A 14715-nucleotide genomic window follows, 5' to 3' on the forward strand; every position below is an offset into this window, starting at 1 on the left:
CCGCGTGGGCCCGGTTCTGCGCCGAACCGAAAGCTGCGCGCCGAATCACCGCCGAACCGAAGGTCGCGCGTCGATCCGGCCCTCCCAGGACGCTCAGGCTTCGGTTCGACACCAAGATCGACAGATCAGCTTCGGTTCGGCGCGAACAGATTCGACCTGAGACGGGAAAGTTGCGGTTCGGCACTCGTCATCGAGCATCAATGTTGCGGTTCGGCGCCCTGCGCCTCAGGCTGATCCGAACAAGGCGTCCACAGGACGGCGATCCCATGCCGAGCCGCAAGGTAGTCGTCCGGACCACCGTGTCGGACGACGACGCCAGGCCCGAACGGCACAGGGCTTCCAGCAACGACGCGGCGTGAAGTGAGTGCGCGGAATTCTCCGGCCGCATATCGGACCAGCCACGCGACCCCGATCAGCGGGGCGGGTCGTTGTATCGGTCGAGGGTCGCGCGGACCACGCTCGAAACCGCGCCCGGTGTATAGACGGCCTTCGTCCGGAAATGCAGCACGACTGTCGAGACGGCTGTGATGTCGTTGTGCCGCTCGGCATCCGCGGCGATCCGGTCCAGGTCGTGGTGTTCGTCGCTGTCGACCTCCGCGATCAGGATCCGCCCGTCCTTGAACACCCATCCCAGATCACCCCGACGCATCACCCCGGACAGGTCGCGCACCGGTACCTGCAGCGCATCCGGTGGCACGCCGTTGTCGACGCAGTCGAGCCGGGCTCGGGACTCGTTGGGCGACTCTGCCCTCGCGTCCGTCTCCACGAAGTACCCGTGTCGTGTGGCGATTCCCCGTCGTCCGCGAGTTCTGTCATGGACTTCGTCCAGCTTGTCCCGGGTGATCAGCCCCCTGTTCAGCGCGTTGTCCATGGCAGCAACCGCATGAAATCGGTCCATCTCAGGAACCGCCTGGGTGAGCGCCCAGTCCACTGTTGCAACCTGGATACCGTCGACCTCGGTGGAAGTCATCCCGCCGTCGAACATCCGGGCCTGGATGCCGTCGCGCGAGTAGGCGCGGCGTCCGCCGGGAAGGGTCGCCTGCGGTCGGAGTGCGATCGGGAGACCCCAGACACCATGGAGCGCGAGCGCGCACGCGCCGACGACGACCGACTCCGGACCGAGTGCGAGCTTCGCGGCAAACGCGGCCCGACGTCGACGCCGATCGGGGTGCCGGGACGAGACCGGTGTCGAGTCGGTGTCGTACACGCCACGCGTGACTCGTCTCCAGGTCCCGGATTCGAGGAGGCGGGCGACGCGCGTCGGTGACACACCGACGGCGCGACACTGTGCCGTCGTGATCAGGCCCGCCTGAGCCTCGGCGAGGATCATCAGGTCGCTGGGCAGCTCGTACTTTCGTCCCACTCCGCCAGACAACGCCACCGGACCGGCTCTTGGGGGCCGCGAGCGCCCCGCCTGTGTACAAGCCCGGTCCGAGCCTGGTTGTGGTCGCGCTCGAAGGCTTCTGGCGCTGTTGGCAGGTACCGCTCCGAGGCACGAGCAGTCCGCCGCCGACGTCGGCAACCCGACGTCGCGTCGCTCGGCGCCGTCCGACGAGCTTTCCTGTCAGGCTGCCGGACTGCCGAACGCCCGGCACCGCAGCGCCCCAGCACCGAACCGCAACCTGTGCACGGTTCAGTCGAGTCGACCGGGCACCGAACCGCAGGTTACGTGCCCAATTACCCCGGTCGTCGACGCCGAGCCGCAACCTACGAGTCGGTCACCTGGTCGAGCAGAAGGTTGTGCGTCGCCGAGGGGTCTGATCGACGCACAGATTGCGGCTCGGCACCCGGCAGACTCTTAACTTGCGGCTCGGCGGCCGACGGACTCTTAACCTGCGGTTCGGTCCGACCCACCGACCCACCGACCCACCGACCCACCGACCCACCTAACGCGTCTGCGCCACCCAGCTCTCGTGCATGCGGCTGTACACGCCGCCCGCCGCGGCGAGCTCCTCGTGGCCGCCCACCTCGACCACGTGCCCGTCGTCGACCACGACCACCAGGTCGGACGCCTCGGCGGTGGAGAGCCGGTGCGCGATCGTGATCGTGGACCGGCCCGCGGTCAGCGAGTCGAGCGCCCTCGCGATCCGCACCTCGGCAGCCGGGTCGACGGCGGAGGTCGCCTCGTCCAGCACCAGCAGGTCGGGGGCGGCCAGGTAGGCGCGTGCGATCGCGACCAGCTGCCGCTCCCCCGCGCTGAGCGCCTCACCGCGCTGGCCGACGGCGGTGTCCAGCGCGTCCGGCAGGCCCGCCACCCAGTCGGTCAGGCCGAGCTGGGCGAACGCGTCGGTCACCGCGGCCCGGGTCTCGGCCGACGAGGTGTCGACGGAACTGCCCGGGGTGGGCTCCCGCAGGCCGTAGGCCGCGTTCTCCAGGACCGTCCCGTCGAACAGGAACCCCTCCTGCGGCACCATGACCACCCGCTCGCGCAGGGACGCGAACGACAGGTCACGCAGGTCGGTACCGTCGAGCTCCACCACGCCGCCCGTCGGGTCCATGAGCCGCGTGACCAGCTTGGCGATCGTCGTCTTGCCGGAGCCCGTCTGCCCGACCACCGCCACCTTGGTGCGCGGCGGCAGGTCCAGGTCCACGCCGTGCAGCACCTCGGGCCCGCCCGGGTACGCGAACCGCACGTCGCGCAGCGTCACCCTGGCCGGCCCGCGCGGGAGCGTGACCGCGCCGGGCCGCTCCGCCACCTGCACGGGGGTGTCGAGCACCGCGATCACGCGCCGCCACCCGGCCACCGCGTTCTGCATCTCGTTGAGGATCTCGGTGGCCATCTGGACCGGGCCGGTGAACAGCTGGACCAGGAACAGGAAGGCGACGAGCTGACCGACGGACAGGCCACCGCCGATGCCGAGGTACGCCCCGACGACCACCACGACCGCCAGCACGAGGTTGGCCACGAACACGCCGGAGGAGAACACGGCGGCCACCATGATCTGCGCGCGCTGCTGGGCCGACCTGGTCGCGTCGACCGCCGAGCCGACCCTGCGCCCCGTGCGGCCCGCCACGCCGTAGGCCCGCACCGTCTCGGCACCGACCACGGACTCGGAGATGGCCCCGAGCATCGCGCCCGTGCGCTCCCGTACCGCCGTGTACGCCTTGTTCACGTGCCGCTGGCCGTACCGGATCGCCACGAACATGGGCACGAAGCAGATCCAGACCACCAGGGTCAGCTGCCAGGAGTAGAGCGCCATGAGCACGGTCGCCACCGTGACCTGCAGGGCGTTGATCAGCAGCATGATGCCGCCCCACTGCACGAACATGGACACCGTGTCCACGTCGTTGGTCACGCGGGAGACCAGCGCGCCGCGGCGCTCGGTGTTCTGCGTCAGCGTGGCGAGGTCGTGCACATGGCGAAAGGCCCGCACGCGCAGTGTCGCCAGACCGGCCTCGGTCGACCGGAAGAGCCGCACGTTCACCATCGCGGCGCAGAGCCCCGCCAGCACCAGCGCGCCGACCGCCAGGCCGGTCAGGAGAGCGACCCGGCCCGCGTCGGGACCACCAGGGGCCAGGATGCCGACGTCGATGGTCTGCTGCACCGTCAGCGGCACCACGACGCGGCCCGCGGCGGCGAGCGTCGCCAGGGCGAGCGTGCCCCACAGGCCGGCGGTGATCTCCGGGGAGATCGCGAGCCCGCGGCGCAGCGTGGCGAGCACGCCGAGGTCGCTGGTGGACTCGATCCGCGCGCCGTTGGCGTCGAGCAGGTCCTCGGGCAGGTCCTGGGTGGTCTCGTCCGTCGCCGTGGTCATCGGGACACCTCCTCGAGCTCGTCGGTCAGGTCGTCGGGCGCGACGCCCTCCACGCAGGCCTCGTCGGCGCGCTCCCGCGCCCGCCGGTCCGCCTCGTCCTGGTAGGCCATGGCCAGCTCCCGGTAGCCCGGGTCGCGGGCCATGAGCTCCTCGTGGGTACCGACGTCGACCACGCGGCCGTCCGCCACGTGCACCACCTGGTCGGCGAGCGCCACGGAGCTCATGCGGTACGCGACCATCACGACGGTGGTGCCCGCGCCGCCGTCGCCGTCCGCCTGGGGGCGCAGGCCGTGCAGGATCTCCTGCTCCACGCGTGGGTCCACGGCGCTCGTCGCGTCGTCGAGGATGAGCAGGCGGGGCCCGCGCACCAGGGCGCGGGCTATCGCGAGGCGCTGGCGCTGCCCGCCGGAGAGGTTGGCGCCGCGCTCGCCGAGCGGGGCGTCGAGGCCGTCCGGCAGGTCGCGCACCGTGTCCTCGAGGCGGGCCATCCGCAGGGCCGTCCACACCTCGGCGTCCGACGGGGAGCCCGGCTCCCCCGCGTCGGCGAGGGTGACGTTGGACCGCACGGTGTCCTCGAAGATGAACGTGGCCTGCGCGACGAGCGCCACCTGGGCGGGGATCTCCCCTTCCGCCAGCGTGCGTGCGTCGACGCCGTCGAGCAGGACGCGGCCTCGGGTGGGGTCGGAGAGGCGGGACAGCAGGCCGACGAGGGTGGACTTGCCCGCTCCGGTCGTGCCGACGACGGCGACGGTGCTGCCGGGCTCCACGGCGAGGTCCACGCCGTCGAGCAGGGTGACCTCGCGGTCGAAGCGTTCGCCGCCCCGCGGGTCGGGCACGGGAACCACGCCGCCGACGGTGACGTCGACGCCCACGCCGTCCAGCCGCACCGCGAGCCCCTGCTCGCCGCGGGGCAGCGTGCCGGTGCCGTACCGGAGCGCGCCGGGCGCGTCGATCGCGCCGGCGATGCGCTCGTAGCCGACGAGCGCACGGGGCAGCTCCCCGAGCACCCAGCCGAACGACATGACCGGGACCGTCATCATGATCAGGAGGTAGGCCGCGCTGACGACGTCGCCCGTCTGCACCGCGCCGGTGCTCGCACGCCAGGCGCCGACGCCCAGCACCACGAGGGTGCCGATGCTCGGGAGCATCTGGATCACGGGGTCGAACACCGCCCGGACGGTCCCGACGCGTACGTTCGCCGCGCGCAGGGCGTCGGTGCGCCCGGCGAAGCGGCTCTCCTCGCGGGCCTCGGTGCCGAGGGCCTTGACCAGCAGCGCGGCCTCGAAGGACTCGTGGGCGACGTCGGCGACGTCACCGCGCAGCTGCTGGGCGCGGGTGACGGCCGGCGACATGTGCCGCTGGTAGACGGCGTTGGCCGCGATGGTCAGCGGGAGGATGACGAGCGCGGCGAGCGCGAGCCACGGGTCGATCGACACGAGCATCCAGACGGCGACCGCGATCATCACCACGACGCCGAGCGCGAACGGCAGCGGGTTGAACACGTGCGTGGCCGCCTCGGTGTCGGAGGTGGCGTGGTTGAGCAGCTGGCCCGCGGGGTGGGACCGGTGCCAGGAGACGGGCAGGCGCAGGTACTGGCGGGTGAGCCGCGTCCGGTGGTCGGCCTGGTTGTCGACGAACCCGAAGCCCGCCCAGATGCGGCGCCCCGCCACGCTGAGCGCGAGGAGCAGGGCCACGGCGGCGAGCACGACACCGGCCAGCCAGATGCGTTCCCGCCCGGCGGGGTCGCCCTGCAGCGCGGGGATCACGACCTCGTCGGTGGCCCAGCCGACGGCGCGGCTCACGCCGACGGTGAGCGCGCCGAACGCGCCGGACATGCCCACGGCCAGCACGTAGGTGCGCGGGTGCGCGCGCATGCCGCGCCACATCAGGGCCAGTGCACGGCGCCAGCGCGGGCCGGTCAGGGCCATCGGCCGGTCGGGGTGCCCTGGTACGGGCGGCGGCCCGATGTCGGGGACGGTCGGCTGACGGGCGGCAGAGGGCACGGCGAGACCTCGCTTCATGGGATGAACCGATTTTCTCATGTCCCGGGAATCGATTCGACTGTTTTACGCCCAGGGCGACGTCGACGTTAGGACCTCGACCAAGGTTGAGGTCAAGGGCGGAACGGGGTCAGCGCACGTCGATGCCCGCCGCGCGCATCGCGTCCTTGACCTGACCGACGGTCAGGGCGCCGAAGTGGAACACCGACGCCGCGAGGACGGCGTCCGCCCCCGCCTTCGCGGCCTCCACGAAGTGCTCGGGCGTGCCCGCCCCGCCGGACGCGACGAGCGGCACGTGCACCCGCTCCCGCACCGCGCGGAGCATCTCCAGGTCGAACCCGGCGGTGGTGCCGTCGGCGTCCATCGAGTTGAGCAGGATCTCGCCGGCACCGAGGACCGCTGCCTTCTCGGCCCACTCCACGGCGTCGATCCCGGTGCCGCGGCGCCCGCCGTGCGTGGTGACCTCGTAGCCCGACGGGGTGCTGGCGTCGCCGGTGACCCGGCGCGCGTCGACGCTCAGTGTCAGCACCTGCGAGCCGAACCTGTGGGCGATCTCGGCGATCAGCTCGGGCCGTGCGATGGCCGCCGTGTTCACGCCCACCTTGTCGGCGCCCGCTCGCAGCAGCCGGTCCACGTCGTCGGTGGAGCGCACGCCGCCGCCGACGGTCAGCGGCACGAACACCTGCTCGGCGGTGCGGCGCACGACGTCGACCATCGTCGCCCGGTCGCCGGACGAGGCGGACACGTCCAGGAACGTGAGCTCGTCGGCGCCCTCGGCGTCGTAGCGGCCGGCGAGCTCGACCGGGTCACCCGCGTCGCGCAGGTCGGCGAAGTTGACGCCCTTGACCACTCGGCCCGCGTCGACGTCCAGGCACGGGATCACGCGGATCGCGACGGACATCAGCCCTCCTTCTTCTCTGGGTCTTCCTCGGCGCCCGCCTCTGGCGGGTCAGGTCTGTCGTGCTCGGGCTCGTGCGCGTCGAGGATGTCGACCACGTACACCAGCGTCTCGCCCGCGAGCCGGCTCGTGGTGTCGGCGTAGCCGTCCTGCGGCGGTACCACCAGCAACACCTGCGAACCGACGGTCTGTTCCACCAGCCCCTGGTCCCAGCCCTCGACCAGCCTGCCGATGCCGATCTCCGCGGACTGCGGCGGGGTGCCCTCCGACCACGTCGTGTCGACCACCGCCCCGTCGCTCCAGCGCACCGCGGTGAACTCGACGGTGACGACCTGCCCCGCCCGCACCTGCTGCCCGCTCCCGCGGACCAGCGGGTGCACCACGAGCTCGCCCGGCGGCTCGGCACCACGTGGAACGCGGATCTCCGGGGCGCCGAGGTCGTCGAGGCGCACCTGCGGCAGGTTCTCGGGCACGGGAGCCCCCTCGACGCCGGACGCGCGGGCCGGCAGCACGTCGACGACCAGCAGCACCGGGACGCCGCCGTCCTCCTCGACGAGCGAGATCCGCGCACCGACGCGCACGCCCTCGAGCGCCTCGAAGAGGTTGTTGCCGAGGGACTCCTCGGTCATCGTGTAGGCGGCGGGCGCCGTGCGGAACGTGTTCTGCAGCTCGGTGCCGTCGCGGCCGTCCTGTGCGTAGAGGTTCAGCAGCACGGGGTCGTCACGTTCCAGCACGTCCCCCGTGCCTGGCCAGACCGTCTCGGTGCCGGGGCGCACCACGTCGAACGGCTTCTCGTACTCGAGGGTCGGCGGACCGCCGCTCGTCCCCTGGACGTCCAGCGGGGCCTGCGCCGCCGACGAGGCGGGTGCCGGGCCCACGTCCACCGGCAACGACGCCGGTGCGCACGCGGCGGTCGCGGTCACCGTCGTCACGACCAGCGCACCGACGGCGACACGTAACCAGGAACTCACCCGCAGAGTCTCCCATGACGAAGGTGTGCCCCGGAATCGGCCCTACAGCCGACCCCGGGGCTCCGACCAGGCCCTACATGCTCTCGATGAGGCGCTCCACGCGGTCGTCCACGCTCTTGAACGGGTCCTTGCACAGCACGGTGCGCTGCGCCTGGTCGTTCAGCTTGAGGTGCACCCAGTCCACCGTGTAGTCCCGCCGCGCCTCCTGGGCCGCGCGCACGAAGTCGCCGCGGAGCTTGGCCCGGGTGGTCTGCGGCGGCAGCGCCGTGGACTCGAAGACCTCCAGGTCCGTGGTGACCCGCTCGACCATGCCGCGCGCCGCGAGCAGGTTGTACAGGCCCTCCGTCCGCGAGATGTCGTGGTAGGCGAGGTCGAGCCGCGCGACCCGCGGGTCGTCGAGCCCCATGCCGTGCTTCTCCTGGTAGCGCCGGATGAGCCGCAGCTTGATCGCCCAGTCCAGCTCACGGTCCACGAGCGACAGGTCCTCCGCCTCCAGGGCACGCAGCCCGCGCTCCCACAGGTCGAGCACCTGCTTGACCACCGGCGTGACCTCGAGGTTCGCCTCGACGAGCTCGCGAGCGCGCTCGTAGTACTCGGACTGGATCTCGATGGCCGTCATGGTACGGCCGTTGGCCAGCGTCACCGCGTGCTTGCCGCTGCGGTCGTGGCTGATCTCGCGGATGGCGCGGATCGGGTTCTCGAGCGTGAGGTCCCGCATCGGCACCCCCGCCTCGACGAGGCGCAGCACCAGGTCCGTGCTGCCCACCTTGAGCATCGTGGTCGGCTCCGCCATGGACGAGTCGCCGACGATGACGTGCAGCCGCCGGTACAGCTCGGCATCGGCGTGCGGCTCGTCCCGCGTGTTGATGATGGGACGCGACCGGGTCGTGGCGCTGGAGACGGCCTCCCAGATGTGGTCGGCACGCTGCGAGAGGCAGTACACCGCACCGCGGGGCGTGGCGAGCACCTTGCCGGCCCCGACCAGGATCTGCCGGGTGATGAGGAACGGCACGAGCACGTCCGACAACCGCGAGAAGTCGCCCGAGCGCCGTACCAGGTAGTTCTCGTGGCAACCGTACGAGTTGCCCGCCGAGTCCGTGTTGTTCTTGAACAGGTGGATGCGGCCAGGCAGGTCCTCGTGCTCGAGGCGCTGCTGCGCGTCGGCGACGAGCCCTTCCAGGATGCGCTCACCGCCCCGGTCGTACGACACGAGCTGGCGCACGTCGTCGCACTCCGCCGTCGCGTACTCCGGGTGCGAACCCACGTCGAGGTAGAGGCGGGAGCCGTTCCTCAGGAACACGTTCGAGGAACGACCCCACGCCACCACTTTGCGAAACAGGTAGCGGGCCACCTCGTCGGCGGACAGACCACGCCCGTCATCGGCCGCGCACGTGACGCCGTACTCGGTCTCGAGACCGAAGATCCTGCGGTCCATGGACTTCCCCTCCCTGTTCGCGGAACCTGCTGCTAGTGGTCGGTACCGGGAGCGGTACCGGGGGTGTCCGGCCGGTCGCCGGGCTCCTCCTCGGCCGGGGTCGTTCCGGTCGTGGACTCCTCGGTGCTGGACTCCTCGGTGCCGGACTCCTCGGTCGGCGCCTCGGGGGCGGGCAACGGCTCGGCCCTGGCCTGCGTGGCGCCCTCGGCCTCAGGAGTCGCCGGCACGTCGGGCTCGGCTCCTGCTTCCTGGGTGGGCGGCGCCCCGCCGTCGGCGAGAAGCTCGGCCAGGACCGGACGGGCGAGACGCCGGAACGCTCGCCGCGGACGGTCTCGTTCCAGCACGGCCACCTCGAGCTGGGCCGCCTCGATGGTGCGCGACGCCGAGCCCTCGCCCGATCCGAGCACCGCCACGGCGAGCCGGAGGGCCTCGCCGAGCGACATGTCCTCGCGCCAGCCCTCCTTGACGCGCCGGCCCAGCTGCTCGGCCTGCCCGCCCATGACCACGAAACCGTGCTCGTCCGCCACCGTGCCGTCGTAGGTGAGGCGGTAGATCTGGTCGTCGGCCGAGTCAGCACCGACCTCGGCGACCACGATCTCGACCTCGAGCGGCTTGGACTCCGTGATGAACACCGTGCCGAGCGTCTGCGCGTACGCGTTCGCCAGGCCACGCGCCGTCACGTCCGAGCGGTCGTAGGAGTAGCCACGCATGTCGGCGTACCGGACGCCGGCCACGCGCAGGTTCTCGAACTCGTTGTACTTGCCGACGGCGGCGAAGGCGATGCGGTCGTAGATCTCCGAGATCTTGTGGAGCGCCCGGGAGGGGTTCTCCGTGGCGAACGCGATGCCGCCGTCGTACGCGAGCACCACCACGGAGCGTCCGCGAGCGATGCCTTTGCGGGCGAAGTCCGCCCGGTCCTTCATCAGCTGCTCTGGCGAGACATAGAACGGCATGTTCATGCGAGGTGCCCCCTCTCTCGGCGCTCCGTGACGATCTGCTCCGCGACGCGGGAGATCTCCGCGTCCTCGATGCGCTGATAGCCGTCCTCGGACACGGTGGCGACCACGGGGAAGATCCCGCGCACGGTGTCCGGACCGCCGGTCGCCGAGTCGTCGTCGGCGGCGTCGTAGAGAGCCTCCACCGCGACCCGCACCCCGGCCTCGGCGTCCATGCCGCGCCGCCAGAGCTTCTTCAGGGCGCCACGGGCGAAAATCGAACCAGAGCCCACGCCGTGGTGCTCGTGCTCCTCGTACCGCCCGCCGGTGGCGTCGTAGCTGAAGATCCGGCCGGTGCCCTTGGCGAGGTCGTAGCCCGCGAACAGCGGCACCACCGCCAGCCCCTGCATCGCCATGGGCAGATTGCCCCGCAGCATCGTGGCCAGGCGGTTCGCCTTGCCGGTGAGCGAGAGCAGCGAGCCCTCGATCTTCTCGTAGTGCTCGAGCTCGAGCTGGAACAGCCGCACCAGCTCCAGCCCGATGCCGGCGGAGCCCGCGATACCGACGGCGGAGTACTCGTCGGCGGGGAACACCTTCTCGATGCTGCGGCTGGCGATCATCGGACCGGCGGTCGCCCGGCGGTCGCCCGCCAGCAGGACGCCACCGTCGAAGTTGAGCGCCACGATCGTGGTGGCGTGCGGGGACAGGGTCGCCGGGTCGGTCACGCCGCCCGGCATGGCCCGGTGACCGGGCAGGCGCTCGGGGGCGTGCTCGGCCAGGAAGTCCACGAAGGACGACGATCCCGGACGCAGGAAGGCGTCCGGGAGTCGTCCTGTGGTGCGGTCTGCGCTCAGGGTCACTGCCCACCCTTCTGGACGAATCCGCGAACGAACGACTCGGCGTTGGTCTCGAGCACCCCGTCGATCTCCTCCAGCAGCGCGTCGACCTCGTCGTCGTCCTTCTGGGCCGCCGCGGCGGCGGGGGCCGGGGCCTCCGCGTCGTCGTCGGGAGTGCGGTCCTCGTGTGACGGGTTGATTCTTTCCTGACCGGCCATGATCGCCTCCTGGTGATTCTCTGACGTGGTGCTGGTCTCGAAGCCTAGGCCCTGACCTTAGACATTGACCCTAGGCGGTGACACTGACATCGCAGGTCATCTTCTTCCGGAGAGTCCCGCGAGCAAGGTCCCGGCGTCAGGGCTCGCGTCGAGCAGTGCGCCGATGTGGCGTCGCGTGCCACGGGTCGGGTCGAGCATCGGCACCCGCTGCAGCGCCTGGGACCCGTCGACGTCGAAGATGACCGAGTCCCAGCTCGCCGCCGAGATCTGGTCCCCGTAGCGGGCCATCACCTCACCGCGGAAGTACGCGCGCGTGTCCACCGGCGGGTGCTGCACGGCGCGCGCGACGCTCTCCTCGTCGACGACGCGGTCCACCGCGCCCTTGGCGAGCAGCCGGTGGTAGATGCCGCGCTCCGGACGCACGTCGGACCACTGCAGGTCCATGGCGTGCAGCCGCGGGTGGTCCCAGTCCAGGTTGTCCCGGGAGCGCAGCCGGTCGAGCAGTCGCATCTTGGCGATCCACTCCACCTCCCGCACGCAGCTCGCCCGGTCGGTGCCGAGCCGCTCCACGACCGACGACCAGCGGTCGACGACCGCGTCCGACTCCGGGTCGGTGCCGAGCACCTTGAGGGAGCGCCGCACGACGTCGACGAGCTCGCCCTGGACCTGGAGCGCCGTCATCGTGCGGCCGTCCGCCAGGTCGAGCGGCGCCGTCAGCTCGAGGTCACGCGACACCTTCTGCACGTCGCTCACGGGGTTGGCCAGGCGCAGCGCGCCGAGCTCCCCACGGGCGTCCACGCCGGCCTCCGCCAGCTCGTCGAGGTGCTCCAGCACCCACAGCACCAGCGACGCGGTGCCCGTCTTGAGGAAGGTGGGCACCTCCATCAGGTTGGCGTCGCCGATGATCAGGTGCAGGCGGCGCCACCGCTGCCGGTCGGCGTGCGGCTCGTCGCGGGTGTTCACGATGGGGCGGCGCAGCGTCGTCTCCAGGCCGATCTCGGCCTCGATGTAGTCGGCGCGCTGCGAGATCTGGTAGCCAGCGGTGCCGCTCGTCACGCCGAGGCCCACGCGTCCGGAGCCGGTGAAGACCTGGCGCGTGACGAGGTAGGGCGTGATGAGCTCGGCGAGCGTGGTGAACGGCAGCGCGCGGTCCACGAGGTAGTTCTCGTGGGTGCCGTAGCTGGCGCCCTTGCCGTCCACGTTGTTCTTGTAGAGCACCACCTCGCTCCCGGGGAAGCCGGCCAGCTCGCGCAGGGCCGCGAGCATGACCCGCTCACCGGCGACGTCCCAGCGCACGACGTCCTCCGGCGTCATGACCTCGGGCGAGGAGTACTCGGGATGAGCGTGGTCCACGTACAGCCGGGCGCCGTTCGTGAGGATCACGTTCGCGGCGCTCGGGTCGTCGTACTCCTCGGCGGGCGGCCGCTCGACCTCCTGCGTCGACCCGTTCCTGCGTCGGCCCCGGCCCGGCAGGCCGGGTTCCACCACGGGCACCTGCCCGGTGACGGGTCCCGACGGCGCGGGCAGCGCCGGGTCGTCGGTCAGCATCGAGGGGGCCGCAGAGGCGCGGTCGAGGTGGAAGCCACGTGCGTCCTGCAGCGGGTCCTCGTCGTCGTAGTCCCAGCGAGCCTTGCCACCCGTGCCCTCGGCGCGCGTGGAGATCGCCCGGTAGGTCGTCACCACCTGGCTGGAGAGCAGCATGGGGTTGGCCAGGGGGCGACCCGGCTGCAGCACCCCGTACTCGGTCTCGATACCCATCACACGACGTACGCTCACGTCCACCACCCTATGCCGGAGTAGTTCCGTCGGTCAGACAGGATCCGCGCCCGCCGGACGGACGGACGCGGACCCTGCACCGGTGCCTGTCAGAGGTACTGGCCGGTGTTCTGGACGGTGTCGATCGTGCGGGGCGTCGCGCCCTCGCCCTTCTTCTGCACGATGGTGCGGATGAAGACGATGCGCTCGCCCTTCTTGCCGCTGATGCGCGCCCAGTCGTCGGGGTTCGTCGTGTTCGGGAGGTCCTCGTTCTCCTTGAACTCGTCGACGCACGCGGTCAGCAGGTGCTCCACGCGGATGCCCTTCTGGCCGGTGGCCAAGAAGTCCTTGATCGCGTTCTTCTTGGCGCGGTCCACCACGTTCTGGATCATGGCGCCGGAGTTGAAGTCCTTGAAGAACAGGACCTCCTTGTCGCCGGACGCGTACGTCACCTCGAGGAACTGGTTCTCCTCGTCCTCCGAGTACATGCGCGCCACGACCGACGTGATCATCCCGTCGAGGGCCGACGCGATGTTGCCGCCGTACTCCGCCAGGTCGTCGGCGTGGATCGGCAGCTCCTTGGTGAGGTACTTGCCGAACACCTCCTTGGCACCCTCGGCGTCGGGCCGCTCGATCTTGATCTTCACGTCGAGGCGCCCCGGGCGCAGGATGGCCGGGTCGATCATGTCCTCACGGTTGGAGGCGCCGATCACGATGACGTTGTCGAGCCGCTCCACACCGTCGATCTCCGCGAGGAGCTGCGGCACGATGGTGGTCTCCACGTCCGAGGAGAGCCCCGTGCCGCGGGTGCGGAACAGCGACTCCATCTCGTCGAAGAAGACGACGACGGGCATGCCCTGGCTGGCCTTCTCCCTGGCGCGGGAGAAGATCAGCCGGATGTGCCGCTCGGTCTCGCCCACGTACTTGTTGAGCAGCTCCGGACCCTTGACGTTGAGGAAGAAGCTCTTCACCTCGGGGTTGCCCCCGTTGGCACGCGCGACCATCCCGGCCAGCGAGTGAGCCACCGCCTTGGCGATGAGCGTCTTGCCGCAGCCGGGCGGGCCGTACAGGAGCACGCCCTTGGGCGGGCGCAGGCCGTGCTCCCGGAACAGGTCGGGGTGTGCGAACGGCAGCTCCACGGCGTCCCGGATCGCCTCGATCTGCGGGCCGAGGCCGCCGATGTCCTCGTACTCGATGTCCGGGACCTCTTCGAGGACCAGCTCCTCGACCTCGGACTTCGGCACGACCTCGAACACGAAGCCGCTGCGCGTGTCGATGGTGAGCGAGTCACCCACCCGCAGGGGCACGTCCATGACCGAGCCGGCGAGGCGCACCACGCGCTCCTCGTCCGCACGGCCGACGACGAGCACGCGGTCGCCGCCCAGCATCTCCTTGATGGTCACCAGCTCGCCGGTGCGCTCGTACTCCCCCGCACCGACCACCGTCATGGCCTCGTTGAGCTTGACCTCCTGGCCCGGACTGAGCCGGGTGACGTCCAGGTTGGGGCTCGCGGACACGTGCATCTTGCGACCGGCGGACGAGATGTCGACCGAACCGTCGGCGTGAGCCCCCAGGAACACGGCGTACGTGCCCGGCGGCTTGGCAAGCTCGTCGAGCTGTTTCTTCAGCTCGACGATCTGGTCGCGCGCCGCGCGGAGTGCCTCCGCCAGACGCTCGTTCTTGGCTGAGAGGAGGGCAATCTGGCGCTCGTAGTCGCGGTTTGGCAAAGACTCATGCTCGGGATGGTTGTATCCTGACGTGCTCTCGGTCATGACATCCCCTCTCGTAGGGCCCGGGAGGCGACCATATGACGCAAACGCCTCCGAGAACAGCACTCTAAGCACAGTCACTGACACACCGGGAGCAAGAACACCCGTTTGAGACGCGCGGGGTACGCGATCGTTACAGCCCG

Annotated in this window: 10 protein-coding genes and 1 pseudogene; all 11 read right to left on the reverse strand. The window is 70.9% G+C overall.

The window, feature by feature from the left end:
* Window positions 1-412: 412 nt before the first annotated feature.
* The 11 genes and pseudogenes from ACYVK7_RS09705 to arc all read right to left on the reverse strand — a co-directional run bounded on the left by ACYVK7_RS09705 (window position 413) and on the right by arc (window position 14575).
* Window positions 413-1330: a type IV toxin-antitoxin system AbiEi family antitoxin domain-containing protein gene (locus tag ACYVK7_RS09705; protein ID WP_460887480.1), complete on the reverse strand. Its 918-nt coding sequence runs from the start codon at window positions 1328-1330 to the stop codon at window positions 413-415.
* 556 nt (window positions 1331-1886) lie between these two features.
* Window positions 1887-3755 carry an ABC transporter ATP-binding protein gene (locus tag ACYVK7_RS09710; protein WP_460887481.1) on the reverse strand — a complete coding sequence of 623 codons (1869 nt, stop codon included), beginning with the start codon at window positions 3753-3755 and terminating at the stop codon, window positions 1887-1889.
* Complete coding sequence (locus ACYVK7_RS09715; protein ID WP_460887918.1) at window positions 3752-5683, reverse strand: ABC transporter ATP-binding protein; 1932 nt, start codon at window positions 5681-5683, stop codon at window positions 3752-3754. Before ACYVK7_RS09715 ends, ACYVK7_RS09710 begins: the two co-directional genes overlap by 4 nt.
* Before the next feature lie 202 nt (window positions 5684-5885).
* On the reverse strand, window positions 5886-6656 hold the full coding sequence (gene hisF / locus ACYVK7_RS09720; RefSeq protein ID WP_460887482.1) for an imidazole glycerol phosphate synthase subunit HisF: 771 nt from the start codon (window positions 6654-6656) through the stop codon (window positions 5886-5888).
* On the reverse strand, window positions 6656-7624 hold the full coding sequence (locus tag ACYVK7_RS09725) for an FKBP-type peptidyl-prolyl cis-trans isomerase (RefSeq protein WP_460887483.1): 969 nt from the start codon (window positions 7622-7624) through the stop codon (window positions 6656-6658). Before ACYVK7_RS09725 ends, hisF begins: the two co-directional genes overlap by 1 nt.
* A 73-nt stretch (window positions 7625-7697) precedes the next feature.
* On the reverse strand, window positions 7698-9059 hold the full coding sequence (pafA, locus tag ACYVK7_RS09730; RefSeq protein WP_460887484.1) for a Pup--protein ligase: 1362 nt from the start codon (window positions 9057-9059) through the stop codon (window positions 7698-7700).
* Between the two features lie 266 nt (window positions 9060-9325).
* Window positions 9326-10018 (reverse strand): annotated as a pseudogene (gene prcA / locus ACYVK7_RS09735) (proteasome subunit alpha); the annotation flags it as partial.
* Complete coding sequence (gene prcB, locus ACYVK7_RS09740; RefSeq protein ID WP_460887485.1) at window positions 10015-10854, reverse strand: proteasome subunit beta; 840 nt, start codon at window positions 10852-10854, stop codon at window positions 10015-10017. The pseudogene prcA and the gene prcB, both read right to left, overlap by 4 nt.
* Entirely contained in the window at window positions 10851-11048 is a 198-nt protein-coding gene (locus tag ACYVK7_RS09745; protein ID WP_377196224.1) for a ubiquitin-like protein Pup, read from the reverse strand. The genes prcB and ACYVK7_RS09745 overlap by 4 nt, the downstream gene beginning before the upstream one ends.
* A 96-nt stretch (window positions 11049-11144) precedes the next feature.
* Window positions 11145-12806, reverse strand: coding sequence for a depupylase/deamidase Dop (gene dop / locus ACYVK7_RS09750; protein WP_460887919.1), 1662 nt, complete (start codon window positions 12804-12806; stop codon window positions 11145-11147).
* Between the two features lie 107 nt (window positions 12807-12913).
* Window positions 12914-14575, reverse strand: a complete 1662-nt coding sequence (gene arc / locus ACYVK7_RS09755) for a proteasome ATPase (protein ID WP_460887486.1) — start codon at window positions 14573-14575, stop codon at window positions 12914-12916.
* Window positions 14576-14715: the final 140 nt, after the last annotated feature.

The organism is Promicromonospora xylanilytica, assembly GCF_054782895.1.